This is a genomic window from Lutimaribacter marinistellae (genome assembly GCF_042648365.1).
GTDB classification, from domain to species: Bacteria; Pseudomonadota; Alphaproteobacteria; order Rhodobacterales; family Rhodobacteraceae; genus Lutimaribacter_A; species Lutimaribacter_A marinistellae.
Genome location: NZ_JBHRXI010000016.1, coordinates 241,525 through 266,837, shown reverse-complemented (window position 1 = coordinate 266,837; position 25,313 = coordinate 241,525). Strand labels below are relative to the sequence as shown.

At 54.6% G+C, this 25,313-nt stretch carries 17 protein-coding genes and 1 pseudogene; 12 read left to right on the top strand and 6 right to left on the bottom strand.

Annotated features, from left to right (window positions below; translation table 11 throughout):
- Nucleotides 1–592 precede the first annotated feature (592 nt).
- Together ACFORG_RS15350 and ACFORG_RS15345 are read left to right on the top strand one after the other, a co-directional pair.
- Nucleotides 593–1,456: a terminase small subunit gene (locus ACFORG_RS15350; RefSeq protein ID WP_386736405.1), complete on the top strand. Its 864-nt coding sequence runs from the start codon at nt 593–595 to the stop codon at nt 1,454–1,456.
- A 2-nt stretch (nt 1,457–1,458) separates the two neighbouring features.
- Nucleotides 1,459–1,695: a hypothetical protein gene (locus ACFORG_RS15345; protein ID WP_386736404.1), complete on the top strand. Its 237-nt coding sequence runs from the start codon at nt 1,459–1,461 to the stop codon at nt 1,693–1,695.
- Nucleotides 1,696–1,905: 210 nt separating this feature from the next.
- On the opposite strand, the gene ACFORG_RS15340 is transcribed toward ACFORG_RS15345, so the two are convergent.
- Nucleotides 1,906–2,990 (bottom strand): IS3 family transposase gene (locus ACFORG_RS15340; protein ID WP_386736403.1). Its coding sequence is split into 2 segments (ribosomal slippage): nt 1,906–2,729 and nt 2,729–2,990, totalling 1,086 coding nucleotides; the frame shifts between segments, so codons are not numbered across the junction.
- Nucleotides 2,991–3,771: 781 nt separating this feature from the next.
- Here ACFORG_RS15340 and ACFORG_RS15335 point away from each other — a divergent pair.
- The 4 genes from ACFORG_RS15335 to ACFORG_RS15320 all read left to right on the top strand — a co-directional run bounded on the left by ACFORG_RS15335 (nt 3,772) and on the right by ACFORG_RS15320 (nt 10,837).
- A complete protein-coding gene (locus ACFORG_RS15335) occupies nt 3,772–5,067 on the top strand; it encodes an efflux RND transporter periplasmic adaptor subunit (RefSeq protein WP_386736402.1) in 1,296 nt (431 codons plus the stop codon).
- 3 nt (nt 5,068–5,070) lie between these two features.
- Entirely contained in the window at nt 5,071–8,133 is a 3,063-nt protein-coding gene (locus tag ACFORG_RS15330; protein ID WP_386736401.1) for an efflux RND transporter permease subunit, read from the top strand.
- 80 nt (nt 8,134–8,213) lie between these two features.
- Entirely contained in the window at nt 8,214–9,506 is a 1,293-nt protein-coding gene (locus ACFORG_RS15325; protein WP_386736400.1) for an MFS transporter, read from the top strand.
- Between the two features lie 161 nt (nt 9,507–9,667).
- Nucleotides 9,668–10,837, top strand: a complete 1,170-nt coding sequence (locus tag ACFORG_RS15320; protein ID WP_386736399.1) for a patatin-like phospholipase family protein — start codon at nt 9,668–9,670, stop codon at nt 10,835–10,837.
- Between the two features lie 35 nt (nt 10,838–10,872).
- On the opposite strand, the gene gltS is transcribed toward ACFORG_RS15320, so the two are convergent.
- The 3 genes from gltS to ACFORG_RS15305 all read right to left on the bottom strand — a co-directional run bounded on the left by gltS (nt 10,873) and on the right by ACFORG_RS15305 (nt 16,248).
- Nucleotides 10,873–12,117, bottom strand: a complete 1,245-nt coding sequence (gene gltS / locus ACFORG_RS15315) for a sodium/glutamate symporter (RefSeq protein ID WP_386736398.1) — start codon at nt 12,115–12,117, stop codon at nt 10,873–10,875.
- Nucleotides 12,118–12,433: 316 nt separating this feature from the next.
- The gene (locus ACFORG_RS15310) at nt 12,434–13,111 is read right to left on the bottom strand and encodes a TorF family putative porin (RefSeq protein ID WP_386736623.1); all 678 of its coding nucleotides are present in this window, start codon (nt 13,109–13,111) and stop codon (nt 12,434–12,436) included.
- A gap of 128 nt (nt 13,112–13,239) precedes the next feature.
- Nucleotides 13,240–16,248, bottom strand: a complete 3,009-nt coding sequence (locus tag ACFORG_RS15305) for a cation-translocating P-type ATPase (protein ID WP_386736397.1) — start codon at nt 16,246–16,248, stop codon at nt 13,240–13,242.
- Between ACFORG_RS15305 and ACFORG_RS15300 the strand changes: the two genes are divergently transcribed.
- The 6 genes from ACFORG_RS15300 (at nt 16,148) to ACFORG_RS15275 (ending at nt 22,841) form a co-directional block, all read left to right on the top strand.
- Complete coding sequence (locus tag ACFORG_RS15300; protein ID WP_386736396.1) at nt 16,148–17,638, top strand: YfcC family protein; 1,491 nt, start codon at nt 16,148–16,150, stop codon at nt 17,636–17,638. The two genes, ACFORG_RS15305 and ACFORG_RS15300, sit on opposite strands and share 101 nt — an antisense overlap.
- Nucleotides 17,639–17,647: 9 nt before the next feature.
- Complete coding sequence (locus ACFORG_RS15295) at nt 17,648–19,039, top strand: amino acid permease (RefSeq protein ID WP_386736395.1); 1,392 nt, start codon at nt 17,648–17,650, stop codon at nt 19,037–19,039.
- A complete protein-coding gene (locus ACFORG_RS15290) occupies nt 19,036–20,259 on the top strand; it encodes an arginine deiminase (RefSeq protein WP_386736394.1) in 1,224 nt (407 codons plus the stop codon). The genes ACFORG_RS15295 and ACFORG_RS15290 overlap by 4 nt, the downstream gene beginning before the upstream one ends.
- 55 nt (nt 20,260–20,314) lie before the next feature.
- Nucleotides 20,315–21,313 (top strand): ornithine carbamoyltransferase, encoded by a 999-nt coding sequence (argF, locus tag ACFORG_RS15285; RefSeq protein WP_386736393.1) that lies wholly within the window; start codon nt 20,315–20,317, stop codon nt 21,311–21,313.
- Nucleotides 21,314–21,316: 3 nt separating this feature from the next.
- On the top strand, nt 21,317–22,255 hold the full coding sequence (gene arcC, locus ACFORG_RS15280) for a carbamate kinase (protein ID WP_386736392.1): 939 nt from the start codon (nt 21,317–21,319) through the stop codon (nt 22,253–22,255).
- A 145-nt stretch (nt 22,256–22,400) separates the two neighbouring features.
- Complete coding sequence (locus tag ACFORG_RS15275; protein ID WP_386736391.1) at nt 22,401–22,841, top strand: hypothetical protein; 441 nt, start codon at nt 22,401–22,403, stop codon at nt 22,839–22,841.
- A gap of 225 nt (nt 22,842–23,066) precedes the next feature.
- Here the strand turns inward: ACFORG_RS15275 and ACFORG_RS15270 are convergent.
- A pseudogene (locus ACFORG_RS15270) lies at nt 23,067–23,371 on the bottom strand (ATP-binding protein); the annotation flags it as partial.
- A gap of 189 nt (nt 23,372–23,560) precedes the next feature.
- On the bottom strand, nt 23,561–25,195 hold the full coding sequence (locus ACFORG_RS15265; protein WP_386736390.1) for a hypothetical protein: 1,635 nt from the start codon (nt 25,193–25,195) through the stop codon (nt 23,561–23,563).
- Between the last annotated feature and the right edge of the window lie 118 nt (nt 25,196–25,313).

Below are 25,313 nucleotides of genomic sequence, written 5' to 3'. Positions count from 1 at the left end.
CCAAGCGGTGCCACGCCGGACGCTTCCCGCCCTAATGTTGCACCGAACAACCGCAAGTCACACAGGATCATCAACGGTTCGCCCCTCGCTGCCGTCAGCAAGCCTCTCGGTGAATATCACAATGTTCCAACTTGGAACCCATAAAACGCACAGCCATAGATTTTAATGGTGGAAAAACGAGGATCAGCGCCGGGGTCAGGAATATATATTAAAATCAACAGCTTGCGCGAAACTCGGGGTCAAGCCGGGGTCAGGATTATCGTTTATTAACAGTTACTTAGGCAATGGTCGGGGTCACAGGTCGCGCAAACTGGCGATCCGGGGTCAGGATCGGGGTCAGAAAAAAAGCAAGAATATTGTTTAATATCATGTGCTTATCAAAAGGTCGGGGTCAAGCCGGGGTCAAACTTGGGGTCAGGAATATCCTGCAATATCAATGCGCTACAGCAAGGTCGGGGTCAGGATCGGGGTCACTAAAGTAACAATGGTTATTGGTGGTGGTGGTGGGTGGCGAAATGGAATTTGTTGCTTGATCGGAAAATTGCGCGCACCTTCCCGGCAACCCAGAAGGCGCAAGACGCACCCGAGCAGCATGACCGACAACCCCGCCCTCGCAGATACCGCTTGGCTCGATCAGCACACGCTGAACGACCGGCAGCGCCGTTTCGTGCTGGCCTATCTCGAAACCTCAGTCGCCGCCCAGGCCGCCGAGAAGGCAGGCTACAAGCAGCCCCATGTGCAGGGGCCGAGGTTGTTGTCGAATGTTGTGGTCAAAGCCGCCATCGCGGACGGACGCAGCCAGATCGAGCAGAAGGCAATGCTGGACGCCACCAAGGTCGCAGAGCTATGGGCCGAGATTGCCACAGCCGACCCCAACGAGCTGACGCAGCACATCCACGCCCCCTGCCGGTACTGCCACGGCATCGACCATGCCTATCAGTGGAAAACCAAGCGGGAGTTCACAGAGGCGAAGGCAGCAGCCGTGTTCGACCTCTACAGCGACGACGCATTGCGGGAAGCCGCGATGGCAGGCCAGATCGAGGATGCACGTATCCCCGACGACGCAGGCGGCTACGGCTACCGCCTCACAGACGATCCGAACCCAGACTGCCCCGAGTGTTCCGGCTTCGGCATCGAAATCACGCGCATGGCCGATACCCGCAAGCTCAAGGGCGGCGCGCGCATCCTGTTCGATGGCGTGAAGGAAACGAAGCAGGGCATCGAGATTAAGATGCAGGATCGCGGCAAGGCGCTGGAAAACCTCGCCAAGCACTTCGGCATGTTCGCAGGCAAGGTGGACGCCGAGGAAGTCAGCCCGCTTGAACGCCTCGTCAGCCGCCTTGTCAGCAACGAGAACGCCGTTCCGGTACGTCCAGACCCGGAACCGCAAGACGCCTCCACAGCGCCCGCACACCCGCTGGACGGCGGCGCAGACGATCACCCTGCTAACGACTGAAGGTGGAACAACACGGGCGCCGAACGTATCCAACTCGTGAAGACTCAAGCCAGGACCTCTTCGAATTCATAGAGTTATTTTGCAACTTGAAGCGCCAGCAAACGAACAACGGAACGCAGTCGCCCGTTGACTTCGAAATAATAGAGCAGAAACTGATCAAACCAGGTATCTGTAAAACTAGGGCCACCTCAGCTTCTGCACGTCCTGACCTAAGAAAAGATCTCGAATGCCCCAAGTAATTCTCGTTTCGGCAAACAGGCTGGTGACCGAGAACCTCTCTGCTCGCCGCGAACAAATTGGGTTTACGCTACCTGCGAGAGCCGTGCTGGGCCTCTTTGTCGATAACCATCCTCACGGCCTACACACGCACTTCAACTGAAAAGTTCGTGGTGACCTGAGACCCGACTTCCCTCCAGTTCACGGGAGAATCCGTCGGTTGATTTCTGGCCTCATGCGGCCCTGGTTTCCAGTCTCGATTTCATTGCAAATTCCTGCGGCGTGAGATTGCCGAGGGATGAGTGGGGTCTGTGTCGGTTGTAGTCGTCCTGCCATGCGCCGATCTTCTCGCGGGCTTCAGCCAGCGATGAGAATAGGGTTTCGTTCAAAAGCTCGTCCCGGAAACTGCCGTTGAACGACTCGATGAAGGCGTTCTGCATCGGCTTTCCCGGCGCGATGTAGTGCCAGTCGATCTGTGTGTCCTGGCACCATCTGAGCACCGCCATGCTGGTCAGTTCCGTCCCGTTGTCGCTCACAATGGTTCGCGGACTTCCGCGCCGTGTCATGATCGCTGTCAGTTCACGGGTGACCCGCAGCCCGGAGAGCGACGTGTCTGCCACCAGCGCCAGGCATTCGCGGCTGAAGTCGTCCACTATGGCCAGAACCCGGAACCTACGCCCATCAGTGAAGGCATCCGAGACGCAGTCCAGGCTCCAGCGTTCATTGGGCCGTTCCGGCACCAGCATCGGCCTGCGCGTCCCGAGGGCCCGCTTGCGGCCGCCGCGCTTCCTCACCTGTAGCTTCTCTTCGCGATAGAGCCGCCTGAGCTTCTTCTGGTTCACTTGCCAGCCCTGCCGTTCCAGCATCACATGCACCCGCCGATAGCCGAACCGACGGCGCTCTGCTGCTACGGCCTTCATCGCCTTGCGTAACGCCGCATCGTTCGGGCGCACACTCGACCGATCAACACCGAGAACAGAACACGCCCGCCGCTGACTCACCTGATGCGCCGTGCACACATGAGCCACAGCTTCCCGCTTCACGCCGGGCGTCACCACTTTCGCGAGGCGACATCCTTCAACATGGCGTTGTCCAACATCTGCTCGGCCAAGAGCTTCTTCAGCTTTGTGTTCTCGTCCTCGAGCGCTTTCAGCCTGCGGGCATCAGATACCTCCAGGCCGCCGAACTTCGCCTTCCATTTGTAGAACGTCGCCGAGCTGATCCCGTGCTCGCGGCACACGTCTGCCGTCGCAACGCCGCTCTCCTGCTGTTTCAGGATCGCTATGATCTGCTCTTCGCTGAACCGTGATCTCTTCATTCTGTCCGTCTCCTTCGTTGGGACGGACTCTACCTCAAATTGGAGGAGGAAACGGGTCTCAGGTCAGTGGCCCTGCTCATGATGCTCCAAAGTACTCAGGGGCTGGAGCCTGCGGGAAACCCAGCACGATTAACTTACCTGAGACTAGCGCACTCCGTGCTTTGTGGTCATCAGTTCAACTTTCGCTTGATCCATGGAGACTGATCGACACCGAGTGAGCCGAGCCCCGACAGTAGCGATTATGAGTGGCTCGCCATACATGTCTGGTCACTCATCATCACGACTCCGGAAAACGTCGATACGAAGGTGAGCCAAATCCGCTCAGCCAGCTGTTGACCGCTTAGAAGCACCGCTAATAGAGCTAACGTAAGTGCACGCGAAAATGTTAGAAAAAGCAGATCCCGGTCGTCCTCCGGGTCCGTTTAAATTGCCGAAACCAACCGGTCAAATCGGGTCTTTTGGCCCGGGATTCAGAAGCTTGACGCCTGCACGGAAGGTCATCGCGCTCAACAAGGAGGACCTCGAGCCGCTGAAATTCCTTGGTTGCAAGACGCTCAGTCTGGTCTTTGGTGTCATCCACTAGATGCTTTCTCGCGAAACAAAGGAATTACCGGAGAGCAAGAAGTGAACCGCCACAGAGCGCAAACTCATGACTGCGCCATACGGATCATCCGGGAACTGATCGTTCTCGGCCTCTTTCGGAACTCACGGCAACCCAAAATAAGCGAAAGATTCTAATGCCACATACACGAGGCAAATTGGCCGACAGGAGAACGGTAAAGTGTTGAAAACTACCTTTCAGACCCTCAAGAATTTCTCTCTGCCAACTCAATTTGCCATACTCGTTTTAATTTCGGTAGTTCTTGGACCTTCGCCGATAACAGCACAGGAAGAAGTCGTTGGGGCGCGTCCTGCAAAGGTTCTGACCATTTCAACTGGTCAGCAAATCATCGAACGAACGTATCCGGCGATTGCATTAGCGTCACTGGAAACGGAGATCTCTTTTCGAGTAAGCGGGCAGATTATTGAACTACCGATACGCGCGTCCCAAACTGTGGCTGAAGGCGATGTTGTGGCGCAATTGGACAGGCGGGATTTCGAAGCTGAAGTTCGGCGGCTCGAAAGCCAGAGGGATCAAGCGATTGCGGAATTGTCGGCTTTGCGCACTGGTGCGCGTCCAGAAGAAATCTCGCGCCTCGAGGCCGCAGTGGATGCGTCTCAGGCCGAGGTGGACCAAGCTCGCCTGCAGTTCGAGCGGACACAGGAGTTGGTTAACCGAGGTGTAGCCCCTGCCTCTCAACTCGAACAACAGGACGCCGCCTTAAGGGTTGCAGAGGCGCAGCTTACGTCTCAACTTGAACAGCTCGCAATTGGAATGGTCGGCGGGCGACCCGAAGAAATCCTCGCCGCTGAAGCGGCTCTGCGTGGGCTGGAAGTGCAAATCGAGGGCGCGCGGGATGACTTGGAGGATGCAACTCTTCGCGCGCCCTTTGACGGCGTCATCGCGCGGCGAGATATTGAGAACTTCACCAACATTAACCCAGGCCAGAGTGTTGCGCTGATTCAAAATTTGAGCACCGTACATGTCGAATTTGACATTCCCGGTGCCGACATAGTCGCCTTATTGGCACAAGGTGCCGAGAATGTAACCAGCAAGGTCGAGTTCGACGCCCTCCCTGATCAAAGGTTCGATGCCGAACTGGTCGAGTTCTCAACTCAGGCAGATGCGGCGACACAAACCTATCGCGGCCGTGTTTCCGTAGCACTTCCCGACGGTGCCATCATCCTGCCCGGAATGGTCGCCCGCGTCGTTTCGACGACCCCGAAAACGGACGTGTCCGCGGTCTCGGTTCCAATCACGGCTCTTGGCGCAGACGCAGGGTCAGCGCCCTTCGTTTGGATCGTCAACCCAGAAGTAAATACCGTTTCTGAACGGCGGGTGACGCTTGGAGAAGCAACAGGCGACAGCGTATTTGTCGTCGATGGTCTTCAGGATGGCGACACGGTGGTAACAGCAGGTGTGAGCCAATTGATAGACGGGATGACGATCCGACCAATCACCGAGATGGGTGAGTGATCCATGGATTTCGCAAGATTTGCTCTCGATAAGCGTCTGATTTCAGCGCTATGCACCGTCCTTATCCTTGGATTGGGTTATCTCGCCTACATCTCCCTTCCGCGGTTTGAAGACCCGGAATTCATCATCCGCCAAGCGCAAATCATTACACCCTATCCCGGAGCGTCAGCAGAAGAAGTCGCTGAGGAGGTCACGGAAGTCGTTGAGAACGCTCTACAGCAACTTCAGGGGGTAAAAGAGGTTGAGTCCGTCTCTGCTCCCGGATTGAGCACGGTTACGGTGGAATTCACGATTCAGTCTGCCCCAGACTACCCAACGCTATATCAGCGCTTTTCTCAGATGCGTTCGAAAATCCTCGACATTCAAGGCGAGCTACCGCCCAACGCTATAGAAAGCCGAGTTTACGACGACTTTGGTGATGTCTACGCTCTCTACTTCGCCATCGTGGGCGATGGCTACTCAATGGCCGAACTCCGCGACTTCGCAAAAGGGTTACAGCGCGAGTTGGTCACTGTGGATGGTGTCTCAAAAGTCATTCTGACCGGTGAGCAGGATGAGGTGATCTTTGTCGAATATACGCCCGCCCGGCTGATAGAATTGGGATTGTCGCCGGCGCAGATCTCCCAAGTGCTTGAGGGCCAGAACCTTGTTGTACCCAACGGCTCCATTGTAGCCGGCGAGCGCCGCATCGCGGTGCGACCGAACGCTGCCGTGGATTCTGTCTCGGCCGTGGAGAACCTAGTGATTTCGGACCCGATGAGCGGGGCTTCTTTCCGATTGTCCGACATCGCCACGGTTCGTCGTGGTTACGCGGATCCCCCTCAGTTTCAACTCTACAGGGATGGACGTCAGGCCATCGGCATGGGGGTTTCCAATACACTCGGCGGCAATGTCGTGACCATGGGCGAAGCCGTGAAGGCCAAGATCCAAGCATTGACCTCCGAGCGCCCAATCGGCATCGACATTCTGACGATCTCGGACCAGTCGGCCAGCGTCAAGGACTCGGTCAACGATTTCGTAATGAACGTTGTCCTTGCCTTGGTTATCGTTGTCGGTGTGCTCTTGATCTTCATGGGCTTGCGGTCCGGTATTCTGATGGGCGGTATCCTTTTGGTCACCGTCGCTGGCACTCTATTCGGGATGTACATCTTCGGGCTGGATATGCAGCGGATTTCGCTGGGGGCTCTGATCATTGCCCTGGGCATGCTCGTCGATAACGCCATCGTCGTAGTGGAGGGAACGTTGGTGCGCGTCCAGCGTGGCGAGAGCGCGCGTGAGGCTTCCATCACGACGGTTGCTCAAACCAAGTGGCCACTTCTTGGCGGAACAATCGTTGGCCTGCTGGCGTTTTCTCCAATTGGTCTATCGCCGGACAACACCGGTGAATATGCAGGGAGCCTTTTCTGGACAATCTCGATCTCGCTCCTTTTTTCTTGGCTCGTTGCTGTATGGCTGACTCCATATTTTTGTACACTGATGCTGAAGCCAGGGTCGCAGAATGAAGAGACGGCGGAGAACAGGATACTTGCCGGGTACCGCTTGGTTCTGAAAAAGGCGCTTAAGTTCCGTTACATCACCGTCGGCATCGTTGTCGCTCTATTCTTGTCAGCACTTGCCAGTTTTTCCCTTGTACCGCCGGGCTTCTTCCCGGCGAGCACACGAGCGCAGTTCGTAATCGACTACACACTGCCACAAGGCACGGACATTTCTCAGACAATGGCGGACATGCTTACGATCGAAGAACATGTTCGTGATCTGGAAGGTGTTACCTCAACCAATCTTGCCGTTGGCGGCGGACATGCCCGCTTCATGCTGATTTATTCGAGCGAGGACCGAAACTCGGCATATGGCCAAATCCTTGTCGATGTGGATGACTACCGGCGTATCGACCACTTACAGCCCCAGTTGCAGGATTGGCTCATCGAGCATTTTCCGGCCGCGCATTCGAAAGTTTGGAAATTCGTACTCGGGCCTGGAGGCGGCTCCAAGATCGAGGCGAGGTTCTTTGGCTCTGATCCGGTGATCTTGCGCCAGTTGGCGGGACAGGCCGCTCAAGTTCTGCAAGACGCTGGCGCTGTTGCGATCAAGGACGATTGGGGCGAACAGATCAACGTAATTCGACCGGTCATCAATACCGATAACGTTCGTCGTCTCGGCCTGACCCAAGGCGAGATTTCGAGCGCGATTTATGCACATCTCGATGGAGCTGGGATCGGCATCCTAAGGGAAGGCGACGATCTCTTGAATATCGTGATGCGCCCGTTCGAAGGCGACCGGGATGACATTGCCGACCTCTCAAATATCCGTGTTTTCAGCAACCTTACCGGCGGCTACGTCCCGATCACCCAAGTTGTGGATAGCTTTAACCTCGTCTTTGAGACTCGCAACATGCGGCGCGTCGATCGCCAACTAGCCATCACTGCCCAGGCAGATCCGGCACCGGAGGTGCTTTCCGGTGACCTGTTCGATGCTATCCGTGGCCCCATCGAGGAAATCGAGCTACCGCCGGGTTACAGCCTTGAATGGGCGGGAGAGTTTGGAGATTCTCAGGAAGCGAATGCCGGTCTCGCCTCTACGATGCCTATGGGTTTCGGGGCCATGGTGCTGGTCGTCTTCTTCCTATTTAACGCCGTCCGTCAACCCGTTGTGATCTGGCTGACGGTTCCGCTTGCTCTGATCGGAGTCGTCTGGGGACTGGCAATAACGCAGACACCACTGGAGTTCATGGCTATTTTGGGTGTGCTCTCCTTGACGGGAATGCTGATAAAGAATGCGATCGTGTTGATTGACGAAACGGACACACAGATCTCAACCGGGAAAGACGCGTTCCAGAGCGTGATCGACTCGGCGGTGAGCCGTGTGCGGCCGGTCTCTCTTGGCGTGCTGACAACCGTACTCGGGGTCATGCCTCTGCTATGGGATCCGTTCTTTAAGTCACTCGCCGTAGTGATCATCTGCGGGCTTAGCTTTGCGACGATCCTTACACTTGTGATCGTACCTACACTCTACGCTATCTTCTTCCGTATTCCCTCCGATCCAGAGACCGAGGAGCTTAAACCTAGTTAGCCCAAGATCAGGTGACTTTGACCGCGGCTAAACTGGCCCGACGCCATATTCTCCAGTTTCGGTGCACCAAGGGAGGCATTGTGCTTAATTCGGAAGCGATACAAGACGTGAGTCTTAACACCAATCTGCTTTCACTCCGCGCCGTTATGATTTCCATGGCGGCAGTTCAGTTCGCCACTGCAACCCTCGGGACGCTGGTCGCTGTCTTCTTCGCCGAAATTGGTTCCTCCCAAGAAATCGTCTCACTGGCAGCAGCAGCCTATTCCCTCGGCTTCATGATCGGTTGCTTCGTTATCGCGGGATCTATCGCCGCTTTCGGACATATCCGAGCCTATTCCGCCTCTGCCGCTATATGTTCGATCGTCGCTCTACTCTTTTTCCTGAGCGAAAATGTCTGGATGCTTGTGGTGTCACGGTTCGCAGTTGGCCTCGCAACCGCCAGCCTTTTTGCGATAGGCGATGCCTGGATTAGCGCAAAGGCCCTGCCCGAACTTCGTGGTCGCGTTCTTTCCATCTACGCAGCCATGATGGGACTGATGTCCGTCGGGAGCCAGTTGCTTCTGATCTTCGGGCCCAAAGATCTTGATCGGCTTTTCGTTCTCCTATCCGTCGTCTACTCGATTTCGGTCATCGTGATCGATACCACGCGAACAAATCCGCCGGACTCGAAATCCAAGACCAGTGTCCGACCGCGTGCCTTGCTCAAAGATGCCCCGACGGCATTTTGGGGCGCGCTTGCAATTGGCATGGTCTCGGCGGCAGTCCTGAATGTTGCACCATTCGGCGCATCGGTACAGGGTGTCAGTACCGAGGACATCGCGCTTATGATCGCTGCGATTTATGCCGGCCGCGTGATCTTTCAGTTTCCCCTGGGAAAGGCGTCCGACCGAATGGACCGACGGATCGTCATCTTCGGCATGGCACTGGTGGCCACTATTGTTTTCCTCGGGTTTGCGGTCTTGGATAATCCGAACGCCGAGGCACCCGAAGTCCGCACGGGATCGCTCACGCATATCGCGTTTCTTGGGGCGCTGACAGTGTTGGGGGGTAGTTTGCTGACAATGTACTCCGTGCTCATTGCACACGCGAGCGACCGCACCGTGCCCGTCTATGTCGCCTCAAGCGCCGTCACTATGCTATTCGTCTGGACGTCGGGCAGCGTCGTAGGCCCTCTTGTGATAAGCGCTTTGTCTGCGTTCTTCGGAGATCAGGCTCTCGTCTGGACGATCACAGCGATCATGGCCAGCTTCACCCTTTTCGTCGCGTATCAACTCCGGGCTGTCCAACCTCCCGCAATGGCTGAGCGGACCACGCACCAGAATGTGGTGACAACCAGTGTCAAAGTGGCACCGATCGAGAAGGCGAAAAGCTAGGCGCATGAACGTCACGGGAAAACAGTCTGCACGGAAACAGGATACATCAGCTGTCACGACAAGACGTCAAATTTGCTACCTAATTGGCAGGAAGAGAAACGAACGCGATCTTTGTCACTGAGAGAAATCCCTTGGGCAAGTGGAAATCAGAAGGAGGGCTAATGAAACGGTTTGTGGCTATATTCCTGATGTTCGGGCTCGCATGTTGTGGCGGAGTTCCCAGGAACGCGGTCGACATCAACGATCTTCAAACCGTTGGCATCCGCGGCATCGAAGGCGCGCGATACTGGGGCGATACCGCCCCGGACAACTACGGCGAGTTGCTTGCGGAAGTCGAAGAGCAGAGGCGAGCGTCAGGCCTGACTGGCAACTACACCACACTTTCTCTCTCTGGTGGCGGAGAGGACGGCGCGTTCGCGGCGGGCATCTTGACAGCTTGGTCCGAAAGCGGCACGCGCCCTGAATTCCTGAGTGTGACCGGTGTCTCCACCGGCGCGCTCGCTGCACCCTTCGCTTTTCTCGGGTCTGACTACGACGACGAACTGCGCCGCCTGTATGGCGGCCTACCTCCTGAACGCATCTTCGAGAAGCGTGCGCTTACGGGAATTCTTCCCAATGCGTCTGCGCTTAGTTCCGGGCCATTGGAACGTTTGATCGCAGAATACGTCACGCCTGAGTTCCTCGCGAAAATTGCAGCAGAACATCTTCGTGGGCGGCGATTGATCGTACAGTCAACCAGCCTTGATGCACAACGTCCGGTTAGCTGGGATTTGGGCGCAATTGCAGCAAGCGGTGCACCCAATTCTGTAGATGTTTTCCGGAAAGCACTACTGGCCTCAGCATCTATTCCTGTCGTGTTTCCACCTGTCCTTATCGAAGTTGAAACTCCGTTGGGACAGCGTGACGAACTCCACGTAGATGGCGGCGTCGTCTCCCAAGCCTTCTTTTTTTTGGGCTGGAGAGAAGGGGCCGGCCTCACGGGCAGACCGACGGTGTACTTCATCCGGAACGGTTCGGGATCTCCCGAACCTAAAGTAACAAATGCAAGCATCCCGGGAATAGCAGCGCGCTCGATTTCGACGCTTACGAAGGCTCAGGGGACGAACGATCTACTTGTAGGTTACAAGCTAACAAGCGCGGCCGGAGGGACGTACAGAGCTACGTGGATCGGGGACGATTTCACAACGGAACGTCCTGAGCAACGCTTCGACCCGGAGTACATGCAAGCTCTCTTCGAATACGGCTACCTTCGATTCAAGTTGGGTAACCTTTGGCACAGACGACCACCATTGATCGACAACATCGAAAACGTTGAGATTGCACGTTACTGACACTAAGCCGCTGGGCTTTGGTTCCAGAACTGATCCTACCAGATAGTCAGAAAAAACTTGATAATAAACGCATTTGCGATGTCAACGAAGAATGCCGACACTAGCGGCAGCACGATGAAGGCTAACGGCGACGGGCCATAGCGCTGCGTAACGGCTGTCATGTTCGCAATAGCAGTGGGGGTCGCACCGAGAGCGAAACCAGTGAAACCCGACGACATAACGCTCGCAAAATAGTCCTGCCCCATAGCGCGGAACACGACAATAGTAATGAACAAGGTTGCGACAAGGGCCTGCATAAGCATGGTGACAGCAAGAAGCGCAGCGCTGGATGCAAGCGCCCAGAGCTCCATGCTCATTAGCGACATGGACAGGAAAACCGATAGGCTGAACTCCGAAATAAGATTTGTGGTATTGCCGCGCGGGGAGAGGTTTCGGTGTGAAAACAACGGAGGAACAAGATTGGCGAGAAGAATTGCACTGAGAAGGCAAGGAACGAAGAGCGGAAGCTTTATGCCGTTTGCCCCGAGAATATCAAAAACTATGTAGCCCAGTGCAATCGAGATGTGGATCCACAGGATACTTTGCATGATTGTCACTTGCGTTATCTCGCCACTCGGTGCAATCGCCGTGTCGTCTTGTTCCGGTGCTGCTGCGGTCCCAATATGTCCCTCAGGTAATGGGTCTGAAGCTAGACCCTTGCGTTCAATAAGAAACTTGGCGATCGGCCCGCCCAAGAGGCTCGCCAAAATCAGACCAATGGTAGCAGCAGCGATACCCAGCTCGGCGGCACCGGAGATGCCATACTCAGTCTCGATTGTTGGCCCCCAGGCAATCGCCGTACCGTGACCACCAGTTAACGAAGCCGTACCCAACAAGACTCCCGACTGTGGCGGCAAGCCGAATAGAGTGGCACCCGCCACTCCAACGAGATTCTGCACGAGCATGTAGGCTATCGTGAGAACAAGCAGAATTGCAAGAATGGGTCCGCCCTTTACAAGGTCGGATAGCCGAGCGTTTAGGCCAACTGTGGTGAAGAAATAGACGAGCAGGAAATCTCGAGCAACGAGATCGTATTCAATTTCTCGGCCTGTAAGGGACACTGTGGCAAGAGCAATCAACGCTGCAACCATTCCGCCACTGACAGGCTCAGGAATACTGTAGCGCTGCAGGATAGGGTATCTTGCAGTCATCCGGGCGCCAAGGAAATACACCAAGATACCAAGGTTAAATGCCTCGAAGGCTGTTATCTGAAATGGCTGCAGAATTTCTGTATTGTCCATGACGCGGACCCGATTCCCGTTTTTTTGTGAGGCATTGTCAAGATCCCGCAGGTTTGTAGCCCCTTCTCGCTTGCGACGGTAGATGCCGACAACGGCTAGTTCCACATGGGATCTGATAGAGGGCAACTTTGCTCACACGCACCAATTGATGCCCCCCTACCAATCCGAAAAAAAGAAGGGTCCTCCCGTAGACTGATCTTTAAAACCTACAGAGCCCAGAAAACTCCGATAATAATGAATGTTCCAGCTCAGCGCCTAATTTTCGACTGCAGGACGAAGGCTCTGTTACACAAATCTAAGGACGTGTCTCCAGAGACTAGTTGTAGAATGAGAGTGTTGCGATCAAACGGGTATCCTCTATGGCACTGTGGTTTACCCTCAGATCAAAAGCAACATGGTCATTGAACTCTTTTGTTAGGCCGACATCAGCGTAGAACGCATCCTCGGCTAGGTTTCTCGATCCAAAGTCAGATCCAATTCCACCCGACAACGAAAGATCCCAAGGAAGCCCCTTGTAAGCGCCACTTAAATATAAAGTATCATAATCGAAGTATACTTCACGCCAATATTTTAGTCCTATTTCTGAGTTCTCATTTATGTTGTATTTTGCACCCAAATAAAACTCTCCGTAATCACTGCCGTCATCTCTATAAAAGTACTGCACAAAGCCAATATCCAAACTCCAATCACCAATTTGTGGCGCATATCCAACCGCAACATCAAATTCTATGTCGCTGGCACCTCCGAAACGAGCGTTGGATGCCCAGAGTTCGAGATAAGCGTCGCCAAAACCGAACTCGATGTAAGGCTGAACTGCAGGGCGATCTTCGGTCTGGGTGAAACCTTTCGAAATATAGTTAGAGGTAAAGTCGACGCCGTAGCTAATGTCGATTTGTTGCGACATCGCAGGCGAGGCGATGATCAATGGTATAATCTTTACGAAACAAGAGGATGCAGAAACTAGCTTTTTCGATAGCTTTTCACAGGACTTCATAAACATAAGAATATCTCCAGCTTCTTCATGATTCCTTTAGATCCAAGTTGATCTGCTCAACTGGCGCCCCAAAACATTAAACTGACAGTACCGATTGCGGTGCTTCGAAAATTTGCCCAGTTGGCGGATCAGAGGTATTTGAGATTGAACATCTCCTTTAGCGCGGACAACAGGAACGTCGGCAGAGCCGCGATGCAAAATGTGCCCAAGAGATGCGACATTGGCAGAGGAACAGTCCCAAGGACGATTTGGCCAGGCAGAGAGTAGATCGCCAAGAGAGACAGCACGATGGCCGTCCCTACCGCCCCAAGAAGAATGCGATTGCTTAGGGGGGACTTCCTAAAAATGGTCGTCGTGCTTCGTGCGTCGAAAACATGCCAAGCCTGCGCAAAAATCAGCGTCATGAATGCAGCTGTTTGCGCATGCTCCACCGAGGCGCCACGATGCAAAAACTCCTGGAAGACGTAAAAAGTCAGTAGACCTAAAACGAGTCCGCGGATGAGGATCCTTTCTTTCATACCCTCACCGAACATGTGTTGCTCTCGTGGCCGTGGCGGCCTGTTCATGAGGTCTGGTTCGGCCTCCTCGAAGCCAAGAGCGAGAGCGGGCAAGCCGTCTGAGATGAGGTTAACCCAAAGGATCATCAACGGCGTAATGGGCAGTAGTGGATCTTGTCCCATCAGTAGAAAGGCAAAGAGGATGGTTGACACTTCAGCAACGTTCGCGGTCAGCGCTTGGCGTATGAATTTCAGAAGATTATCAAAGATGCGCCTGCCTTCTCGGACAGCTTTCACGATCGTCGAGAAATTATCGTCAAGCAGTACAAGAGCGGAACTGTCTTTTGCAACCTGAGTGCCAGTGATCCCCATCGCGACGCCGATGTCGGCCGCCCGCAGTGCTGGGGCGTCGTTTACGCCGTCACCTGTCATGGCGGCTACTTCACCATTCGCTTGGAGCGCTTTTACGATCCGGAGTTTGTGCTGGGGCGTTACGCGTGCAAAGACAGCTGCGTGTTTCACAACACCAGTCAAGTCTTCGTCGCTCATGCCATCGAGTTCCCTGCCAGTGTGTACGGTCTGATCTGGATGGGAGAGTATGCCGATCTGTTTAGCGATAGCTTTCGCCGTCACCGCATGGTCGCCGGTGATCATGACCGTGCGCACCCCTGCGCTGGTTGCCTCAGCCACAGCGTCTGGGACTTCTTGCCGGGGCGGGTCCATGATCCCATGGATGCCGAGCAGCACGATGTCTTGTTCGGGCTCATCATGGTCAAGGTCTTCTGGCGATACCTGACGATAAGCGATTGCGAGGGTCCTGAGAGCAATTTCGCCGAAACTGTCGATAACTGCTTCTATCTCGTCGCGTAGTTCTGGTGTGATGTCACGCGCCTCGTCCCCGATCCGGATCTTGACGGCTCTGGAGAGGATTACGTCCGGCGCTCCCTTTGCCACCAAAACAGTGGTGTCGTCCGGCAGCTTAGCGAAAACCGACATCATCTTGCGTGTCGAGTCAAAAGGAAACTGTTGCAGTGCGTCGCCGCGTGCACGCCGCAGCGCCTCAACATCGATGCCTGCCTTCGACGCGGCGACAAGGAGTGCGCCTTCGGTCGGATTGCCCTGTATGGTGGTGTCGGTTTCCGATCCGATCAACCTTGCATCATTGCAGTAGGCAGAGATCAAAAGCGTTTGCCAGAGTTCGGGTTCACTGTCTTCGGTGACGGTGACCGACCTACCATCCGGGTCGAGAAACTCACCTCTCGTGTCAAATCCGGAGCCGGACACCTCCCAAGATTTGCCGCCGGCCCATATCCGCATGACCTGCATCTGGTTCTGCGTCAGAGTTCCGGTCTTGTCGGAACAAATGACAGACGTCGCCCCGAGAGTCTCCACTGATGACAGCTTTCGAGCGAGTGCCTTGTTTGATGCCATGTTTTGCGACCCAAGCGTGAGAAGGATCGTGACAACAGTCGGAAGGCCTTCTGGGATGGCTGCAACCGAGAGCGAGATTGCTGTATTGAGCATCTCAGTCAGGTCTAGGCCGTTGACGACCCCAATGCCGACGACGACCGAAACCACAATTAACGCCGCAATTATCAGCACCTTGGACAGTCCCTCGATCCGAAGCTGAAGCGGCGTTTTGGGTTCCTTGGCCGACGACATCAGTTCAGCGATGTGGCCGACTTCGGTCTGCATGCCAGTGCTGACAACAACGCCCTCACCCGTACCCCCTGTAACAAGCGTGCTCATGAAGCCCATGTTCAGCCTGTCACCGAGTGCGACATCTGCATCGTCGATCATGCGTTCATGCTTGTCCACAGGCTCTGATTCACCAGTGAGCGCCGCCTCGTCGACCTGCACCCGGCTTGCCTTCAGGAACCTGATGTCGGCAGCCAGAATGTCACCGGTTTTCACCAGCAAGACATCGCCCGGTACGAGTTCCGTGGCTGCGACATTTAATTCTTCACCGCCGCGCCGCACAAGAGCTTGAGGGGCCGACATTTCCCTAAGTGCAGCAAGGGATTGCTCCGCCTTAAATTCCTGCCAGAAAGAGATCAGTGCGTTGAAGACGGCAATGACAAAGATTGCAACGGCATCGATCCAATGCCCTGTGAAACCCGAGATCGCAGCCCCAGCCGTCAGAATGATGAGCAGTGGACTGGAAAATTGGACGAGTAGCATTCTCCACGCCGGCTCGACATTCGACTCAGATAGTCGATTGTGACCATACAGAGAGAGACGCTCCCTGACCTCCTCGGCGTCGAGACCCTTTGCCGGATCGACATCAAGCGTCTCCGTGACCGCTGTTCGTTCCATCATCCAAGGCGAAGAAATCGTGGCATTGAATTTCGCTAAAGGCTTTGCCACATCCAGCATCTTTTGGCTCCTGTCGAAGCAGCGAACACGCTTTTGACTGTACAAAGTACCGGGATCGAAGCTGTTTTCCAGTTTGGGTGGGCCATAGTGGCTCACCCAAATCTTGTCGTAATTGCCCCATGCGTTTCTCTTGTAATAAGCGTGGTTATCGTAGGAGGAAGCGGTGTCAGGCTTCAGGTTCCCATCAGCTTTTACAATATTGTTTCTTCTGATCGCGATCGTCGCAGTACTCACGTGGATCGTACCAGCTGGCTTGTACGACATGGCTTTCAATGAAGCCCTCGGACGGGACGCTCCGGTGCCTGGCACATTCCACGCTGTAGAACAGTCGCCACAAGGTTGGACAGATGTCCTGCTCGCTCCGATACGCGGCCTTTACGATCCCATCGAATACACCGCCAACGCAATCGACATCTCGCTGTTCGTCCTGGTGATCGGAGGTTTCCTAATGGTGGTCACCCGGACTGGGGCCATCGACGCCGGCATCGGCGGCCTCCTCAAGGCACTCCAGGGGCGCGAGATCCTGATGATACCGATCCTGATGACGGCTTTCGCCCTTGGCGGAACGACCTATGGCATGGCAGAGGAGACGCTCGCGTTCTATACTATCCTCATTCCGGTAATGATCCGCGCCGGCTACGACTCCCCAACCGCCGTTGCGACAATCCTCCTAGGCGCAGGGATCGGCACGATGGGATCTACATTCAATGCTTTCGCTACCGTCATCGCATCGAACGCGGCCGGCACGACGATCCAAGACGGACTATTCCTGCGCGTCGTTATACTTTTCGCCTCCCTCGCCGCCGGCATCGCTTACGTCATGCGCTATGCGAGCCGAGTAAAGGCCGATCCATCAAAGTCGCTCGTCGCGGACAATTTGGAAGAACATCGCGCGCATTTCCTGAAGGGCGGGGCCGACGCCGAACTCCCCGAGTTCACGCGGGTCCGTTCGATCATCCTGTCGCTGTTTGGCTTGACGTTTCTCATCATGCTGTGGGGGGTCATCTGGCAGGATTGGTGGATGGGCGAGATGACGGCCCTGTTTCTCGGAATGTCGATCGTCATCTGGGCTGTTGGCAAGTTTAGCGCAGAGACCGCAATGAATGAGCAGGAGTTTGCAGATGCCTTCGTCGACGGCGCCCGCGACCTCCTTGGTGTTGCGCTGATCATCGGGGTCGCGCGCGGAATTGTCGTGGTGATGGACGATGGACAGATCACGCACACGATTCTGAACTCTCTGGAAGGGATGCTTGGCGGCCTAAGCGAAATTAGCTTCATCAACACAATGTTCGGAGTGAATATCGTCCTTTCTTTCCTAGTCCCTTCGTCTTCGGGACTGGCCGTACTGACGATGCCAATCCTCGCGCCGCTCTCGGATTTCGCGGGCGTCAGCCGCGATCTAACCGTCACGGCATATCAATCGGCCTCTGGTTGGGTGAACCTCTTCAATCCGACCTTCGCCGTCGTGATGGGCGCGCTGGCCATCGGAAAGGTGTCCTATGACAAGTGGTTGCGCTTCGTCTTTCCGCTTCTTGTCGTACTTGCGATCATCGTTGCGGTCGTCTTGAGCATAGGCGCCCTCAGCACGGATTCTGCGGCGCCCGAGCCAGCCAAGACAACGGCGATCGATGAGTCCGGGACCTCGGGCAATTAGGGGCGCGAGGTGGGCGCGAAAGACAACGCACCGGCAAAGCAGGCCGCACTTGGGCTGGGCGCCTGTACGGCGCTCGTGATTGGCAACATGATCGGTAGCGGAATCTTTCTGTTGCCGGCCTCTCTGGCTGCCTTCGGTCCGATCTCGCTTCTGGGCTGGATATTGACATCGGCAGGCGCGATCGTCCTGGCAATCATCTTTGGGAGGCTCGCGCAACTCGTCACAAAACCCGGGGGGCCCTACGCCTACTGCGAGGTCGGCTATGGCGAGTTTGCGGGGTTCATAATCGCATGGGGTTACTGGATTGCTCTTTGGACCGGAAACGCTGCCGTTGCCGTCGCGCTCGTGGGTTATCTAGGTTTTCTTGTCCCGGCAGTCGACGAAAGTCAGACGCTTAGCCTCGCGGTCGCGCTCATCTCGATCTGGTTTTTGACACTTATCAACATCCGGGGCGTTGCGGAGGCAGGTCTTGTGCAAACGATAACAACCATCGGTAAACTGGTGCCATTAGTCGCGATTGGGCTACTCGGGCTATTTTGGGTCGAGTCTCAGAACTTCGCGCCGTTCAACACTAGCGGCCAGTCATCCATGGCAGCAGTCTCGGCGGCGGCGGCTTTGACACTTTGGGCTTATCTGGGGTTGGAATCCGCAACTGTCCCATCGGGCGATGTCGTCGATCCGAAAAAGACGATTCCGCGTGCAACGATCATCGGCGTGTTGATCACCGCCGCCGTCTATATCTTGGTGACATTCGTGGCGATCGGGGTCGTGCCGAGCGGTGAACTCGCCACCTCCTCTGCGCCGCTCGCTCTGGTTGCCACGACTATGTGGGGTGCGGTCGGCGGGTTCTTGGTTGCCTTGGGTGCCGTGGTTTCTACCTTTGGGACGTTAAATGGTTTTACGCTTCTGACTGGCCAAGTGCCCTACGGAGCGGCAATGGATCGCGTATTTCCTCGTGCTCTCGGCAATCTGAGCAACTATGGCACGCCTGCAAATGCACTAATCCTCTCGAACTTACTCGCTTCGGTTCTGATCGTGATGAACTTTTCCAAGGGGCTCGTGGGGGCGTTCGAGACCATTATTCTTCTGGCCGTAATGTCCAGTCTACTGCCGTACGCACTGTGCGCTCTGGCGGAACTGATGATTCTCGTTCGGCGGAATAAGAGCGCGGCACAGCCCCTGGGGCGTCTCAAAATTGCGATTTTGGGAATGCTGGGCTTCGTTTATTCGATTTGGGCCCTCTATGGATCAGGTTCCGAGACCGTGTTCCTAGGCTTTCTTCTGATTATTGCAGGAATACCGATCCACGTATGGATCAAATCTACCCAAAAGCAACCGGGCCCAGCGGCTGACCGGATGATACAGGCTGCGCCAGATCCGCAAAATAGAGGTAATTCATGAAGTATGGTGTCCATTCAGAGATCGGAAAGCTGCGCAAGGTAATCGTTTCGCGACCTTCATTGGCCCATGACAGGCTGACGCCTCGCAATTGTGAGGAGCTTCTCTTCGATGATGTGATCTGGGTCGAGCAAGCCCGCCGGGATCATGCCGAGTTTGTCTCTCTAATGCGGGAGCGTGGCGTCGAGGTCTTCGATATTCAAGATCTTCTGGCCGATGTCATGGCGGATGGTACCGCTCGCGCGTTTATGCTGGATCGTCTGATAACGCCGAAGATCGTCGGCCTTGGCCCCGCAACGGAAATGCGTTCTTGGCTCGACGAGATGGATGCCAAGAACATCGCGCGCCATATGCTTGGCGGCATCATCTTTTCCGAGTTGCCGAAAGGAACCATCAATCCGCAGTTCGACAATCTCATCGTGCAGAGCGATTTTCTTTTGCCTGCCGTTCCCAACGCATTGTTCCAGCGCGACCCCTCTTGCTGGATCTTCAATGGCGTCACCATTAACCCAATGTTTTGGCCCGCGCGCAAACCGGAAACTTTGATCATGCGAACGGTCTACAAGTTTCACCCCATGTTCAAGGATGCTGATTTTCAGATTTGGTGGGGCGATAGCGACGAGGACTTCGCCAAAGCATCGGTCGAAGGTGGCGATGTCCAACCCATGGGCAAAGGCACTGTGTTCATAGGAATGGGCGAAAGGACGACCAGCCAAGCTGTTGCACTGTTGGCCAAGGCCTTGTTCGAGAAAGGCGGGGCGGAGAGGGTCGTCGCTTGCGTGATGCCCAAGAGCCGGGCTGCGATGCACTTGGACACTGTATTCACCTGCCTGGATCATGACAAAGTGACATCGTTCAACGAGGTTGCCGATAAGATCACATGCATTTCGCTGCGCCCCGACGATAAGAAAGGCATTGATGCGCGCCTTGAGAAAGGTCACCTCTTCGACGTTTACAAAGAAGCTCTCGGACTGAATTCACTTCAAGTTATTGGCACCGGCGGTAACGATTTCCAAGCCGAACGCGAACAGTGGGATGACGGTAACAATGTTGTGGCTTTGGAACCAGGCGTCGTAGTTGGATACCGCCGCAACACTCACACAAACAAGTTGATGCGCGAGGCGGGGATCGAGGTGATCGAGATCTCCGGACAGGAACTCGGCAGAGGGCGCGGTGGCGGTCATTGCATGACCTGCCCGATCCTGCGCGATCCCGCTTACTGAACCCAAACACAGAGCGAACCAAGACGAAGTCCACCATTTTTTTGGAGAGACCAAAATGGCATTCAACCTCAGGGGCCGCAGTTACCTCAAGATCTCGGACTTCTCGCAGCGCGAGATGCTCTATCTCTTGGATCTAGCCCGAGATCTGAAGCGGGCGAAATATGCTCGCTCGGAACAACAAGCGCTCAAAGGAAAAAACATCTGCCTGATTTTTGAGAAAACTTCGACCCGTACGCGCTGCGCGTTCGAGGTTGCGGCTTACGATCAAGGAGCGAACATCACCTATCTCGATCCATCGGGCAGCCAAATCGGCCACAAGGAGTCCATGAAGGACACTGCTCGTGTATTGGGCCGGATGTTTGACGCGATCGAGTTTCGTGGCGCTGGCCAGGAAATGGTCGAAGAACTGTCGGAATATTCGGGCGTACCAGTCTATAACGGCTTGACCGACGATTGGCACCCGACGCAGATGCTGGCCGACATGCTGACGATGGTTGAGCACGCAGATAAACCACGCAGCGAGATCGTCTTTGCGTATTGTGGCGATTGCCGTTCGAACATGGGAAATTCCCTTTTGATGCTGGGTGCTATCATGGGATGCGATGTGCGTATGATCTCACCTAAGGAAACGCAGCCAAGCGCAGAGATCCAATTGATGGCACGCGTCCGCGCGGAACAAACCGGGGCACGTATCACCGTTACAGACAACACGTCGGCCGTGGAGGGTGCCGACTTCGTGCACACCGACGTTTGGGTGTCAATGGGCGAAGCCAAGGAGGTTTGGACCGAACGGATCAAATTGCTTTCTCCGTATCAGGTGAACGTGGACCTGATGAAGAAGACCGGCAATCCGCACGTGAAGTTCATGCATTGCCTGCCAGCCTTCCACAACCTTGATACGAAGGTCGCCAAAGACATCAATGAGCAGTTTGGAATTTCTGAGATGGAAGTAACCGAAGAAGTCTTTGAGAGCCCTATGAATGTTGCGTTCGAGCAGGCCGAGAACCGGCTGCATACCATCAAGGCCATCCTTGTCGCTACCTTGGGAGCCTGAGCCATGGGCCGAATCGTCGTCGCATTAGGCGGAAATGCCCTGCTGAAACGCGGTCAAGATATGACCGTGGAAAATCAACGCGAGAACGCCCGTATTGCTGCAGAAGCCTTGGCACCGTTGTGCCGTTCGCATGAGACTGTGATAACGCACGGAAACGGCCCGCAAGTTGGGATGCTGGCCTTGCAGGAAATCGCCTATACCGACGTCGAGGAATATCCCCTGGACGTGTTGGTCGGGGAAACAATGGGCATGATCGGTTACATGATTGAACAGGAACTGGGGAACATCTTGCCAACAGAGCACCACATCGCGACCCTGCTCACGATGATTGAGGTTGATCCCGAAGATCCGGCGTTTTTGGACCCGACGAAGTTCATCGGTCCGCAATACAGCAGGGATGAGGCTAAAGTCCAAGCTGCTGAAAAAGCATGGACCATGAAGCCTGACGGAGAAATGTGGCGTCGCGTTGTGCCCTCACCGAAACCTAAGCGTATATTCCAGATTGAGCCGATCAAGTGGCTGCTTGAAAAGGGCGCGGTCGTCATAGCAGCTGGCGGCGGTGGCATCCCCACGATGTACGCCTCTGACGCAGAGCGCAAACTTGTCGGCGTCGAGGCGGTTATCGACAAGGATTTCTCGTCCTGCCTGCTGGCAGAAAACATCGGCGCGGATGTCCTCGTGATCGCGACCGATGCCCCGGCGGTTTTTGTGGATTTCGGAAAGCCGCAACAAAAAGCCATTAAGTCTGCCGCTCCGGATGCGCTTGATGCGTTTGAGTTTCCGGCAGGTTCGATGGGCCCCAAAGTAGAATCTGCCCAGAGATTTGCCCGCAATACCGGCGGGCGTGCTATCATCTGTTCGCTTGTCGATGTCGCACGGGCGATCCGCGGCGAAGCAGGAACTACTGTTGCCAAGGATACCAGAGCAATGGCCTATCATTGAAAAGAATACATGTCATCATTGGCATCTGCGGAATTGTATCCAACCCGCTTAGCACTCTGTTCAAGATCAGTCAGGCTGATCAGTGGCGGGGTCTGACGCTAAGACGGATGGACTCGCGCTGAAGAACAAGGAAGCCATAGCACACATGCAGATTGACCCAACTCATCGAAATCGATTGCGTCTCTGGCGGCGCTGGCAGATCACATTCGACTGGTTCAACTACACCCCTCCGATACAGCGCGTACACCAAGCCTTGATGATACATCAGGGTCCTTGGTCAACTTGGGGGCTCAGCGCATACACCAACATACCGCAGACGTCCGTGCGACGAGTCTTGAGAGAACTCGATAAAGGCAAATCCATTGTCCATGAAAAGAATGGGGTGATGTTGAATGAACTAGGCCTAGCATACGCCATCAACTTCACTAATATTTTGATCCCTTACGTCCGCGGGGGCTGCCATCTAGACAAAAATCTTCTTACTCTGCTGAAACAAGGCCCTAATAACGAAGCAATGAACTGGGAAATGCTCGAGAACCATGTCTGGTTGCCAGTCATAGACGCTTCAGGAATATTTGACGCGTAGCCTTTTGCTTCACTCCCCCTGAAATTTGCACCGCTGAAAGCTGGAAATCCTGTCAAGGCCGATCTTGTGGTCGATTCCGAGCCAAAATTGACCAAGTTCCCGTTGTAAAATTGAACACTATGGTTAGTAGATCTTCGCGCCTTGGCGCGCGGGCTCTCCAAAAAACTAACGCGCGCCAAGGCACGCTGGCAAAGGGCCAGCACTTCTCGCCGTTCTGTGTGGATTTCAGCTTTTGGCTTTTCGACTTTCGCGCAGCCGGAAGCTTTCGACGTTCACCTTCAGGATATGACCATGACGGGCCGGCCGGTCGAGAATGGCACCCGCGAGGCGTTCCGAGCCGAACACCTCGGTCCATTCATCGAACGGCGGGTGGAGTTGACGATGATCGTGCCGCGCTCGTATCGCCTGAAGATAACCTCGAAGAGCAGCTCGGCACCGGTCTTGCTGAGCGACACGAAGCCCAGTTCATCGATGATCAGCAGGTCCTCGCTGACCAGTAGCTTTTGCAAGTGCCGCAGACGTCGTTCATCACTGCGCCTACCTCAATCTCCTTCAGCACGCCGATGATCTGCTCATTTGTTAAACGCTTTCGCTTCTTGAAACCCCCGCCTACGTTCATTCAAGGGTGGGAACTCTGGCTGCCAATAGCCCGGAACGCGGGGGGATGGTCAACTGAGATTGAATCCGAACAGCCCCTAGATTTATGCGATTACACGGTTTCAGAAGCGATAGCCGAGCATTACGGTTGCACCCTTTCTGGTATCTCCGTATGTGCCGGTTAGAGTTAGCTCCATGTTATTTCCAATCTGTTTGTAGATCCCAAACCGACTAGCCCATTCCTCGTGCTCCAACCCGATGTTAAAGTCTAGGTTGGTTCCATCGGGCAGCGGTATGCTTCCCACCATCTTGTTATCCAGCTTCACGTAATCAGCTCCCACCATCACTCTGAGACGGTATCTGGGAAAATAATATCCAACTTGTGGCGTCACTGTGTAAGCTGTTGATCTTGTTCCCGCATCTTCGGTTACAGTAGTCATGGCAGTTCCAGTCAATGAAGCGAAATAATTGCGCCAGCCACCGGCGAGCGTCAGCCCGCCGCCAAGTACGCTCGAGTTGATTGTGATCTGTTCTTCGATAACTGGAGGTAAACCGACAAGTTGCCCAAGTCCTGTTGTTCGAATTTTCAAGTTTCCTTTGGCCTCCAATTCACCTATCAAACCCATGACGTTAAGAAAGGGAAACGGAAACCAGTCCACTCGGAGCTGTGGAGTCTTGGCGCGAATGTCGATACCCGACCCGTTCGGACTAAAAATTGCTTCGATCGGCTCTCGGACGCCGTTGATCTCAAAACTCGTGAAGTTCAACATAGTCGTTAAGTCGGTATACATTAGGCTAACGCCAAAAGGCTTGGGGAACTCATAGCCAGCTGCACGGGCCTGTTTACCAAAAATTGGGAATTTCCGATCAATATTTACCCGAACCGGATTATTGAATTTACTCAAATCGACACCCTGAAGAGCTGCTGAGCTCCGTGGTGTCACATCTTTTCCATCCTCATCTTCATAGCTGACTGCAGTCGACCGAACTGTTGTGACGAATTTCTGATTATTTGGTACTACGCCCAGGAAAAGGTCTCTAGCTACAATAACATTAACCGAGTTCTGGATGACGTCGGTACCGTTGCTCGCACGAGCGAAGCTGACATCTAACCTGTAGTCCGAAACAAGAGTGCCATCATGAAAAAAGGTTCGACCTTCATCAAGAGTCAAAAGGATCCTAGTTACCCTATCATCATTTACCCAAATGCGTCCCTGGAGGAAACGGATCCATGCAATATCTTGAGCAAGACCAAACGGACTATAGCGAAATTGATAAATGTCAATCGGTCCACTGCTAGACAACAGCAAAATGCTATCTGGATCATATGTAACATTTAGCGATCTAATCTCATGCTGCAATCGCATCCGGCTTTCCAAAACGCGACGAAATCGTCGTGTTGAAGCGGTAGTCGGTGTCTGCTTATCGAACTTCAGGGTCAGATCGATGCCTGCTGGGGTCTTGGGATCGAAGTCGATCAAAACACGGTCGGTGAGAGTCTCTTCTGCAGTGCGGACTTCTATTTCTGCAAACCGGGTATAACGTAAATCCGTCGATAACTCAGAAACCATCAATTCGATCGTCTTGGGATCTATCCCACGTTCGGTCAGCGGATCTGCTTGAGAAGCTTTCGTAGCCCCAACAACAAGGCAGAAGAGAATGGCCTTCGAAATCCAGATCAGCAAACCAATTTTCTCAATTGGCTTTAGAGCCAATGATAAGGAAGCCTTTTGCTCGCAAACATCGTGTTCAGACATTTTCACTATATTGCCTCAACCCATTTTTGTGAAAGGAGGTCGTATGGTTCGACCAAGCCCTTCATACTTGGCCAAGCTAGCGTTGCCGAACGAGAGTACTCTTGTCCAACGCGAGAGA

Coding starts and splice junctions, on each gene's coding strand:
- ACFORG_RS15350 (WP_386736405.1), top strand. CDS start 593: ATGACCGACAACCCCGCCCTCGCAGATACCGCTTGGCTCGATCAGCAC.
- ACFORG_RS15275 (WP_386736391.1), top strand. CDS start 22,401: ATGCAGATTGACCCAACTCATCGAAATCGATTGCGTCTCTGGCGGCGC.
- ACFORG_RS15290 (WP_386736394.1), top strand. CDS start 19,036: ATGAAGTATGGTGTCCATTCAGAGATCGGAAAGCTGCGCAAGGTAATC.
- argF (WP_386736393.1), top strand. CDS start 20,315: ATGGCATTCAACCTCAGGGGCCGCAGTTACCTCAAGATCTCGGACTTC.
- arcC (WP_386736392.1), top strand. CDS start 21,317: ATGGGCCGAATCGTCGTCGCATTAGGCGGAAATGCCCTGCTGAAACGC.
- ACFORG_RS15305 (WP_386736397.1), bottom strand. CDS start 16,248: ATGTCGTACAAGCCAGCTGGTACGATCCACGTGAGTACTGCGACGATC.
- ACFORG_RS15330 (WP_386736401.1), top strand. CDS start 5,071: ATGGATTTCGCAAGATTTGCTCTCGATAAGCGTCTGATTTCAGCGCTA.
- gltS (WP_386736398.1), bottom strand. CDS start 12,117: ATGGACAATACAGAAATTCTGCAGCCATTTCAGATAACAGCCTTCGAG.
- ACFORG_RS15310 (WP_386736623.1), bottom strand. CDS start 13,111: ATGAAGTCCTGTGAAAAGCTATCGAAAAAGCTAGTTTCTGCATCCTCT.
- ACFORG_RS15265 (WP_386736390.1), bottom strand. CDS start 25,195: ATGTCTGAACACGATGTTTGCGAGCAAAAGGCTTCCTTATCATTGGCT.
- ACFORG_RS15320 (WP_386736399.1), top strand. CDS start 9,668: ATGAAACGGTTTGTGGCTATATTCCTGATGTTCGGGCTCGCATGTTGT.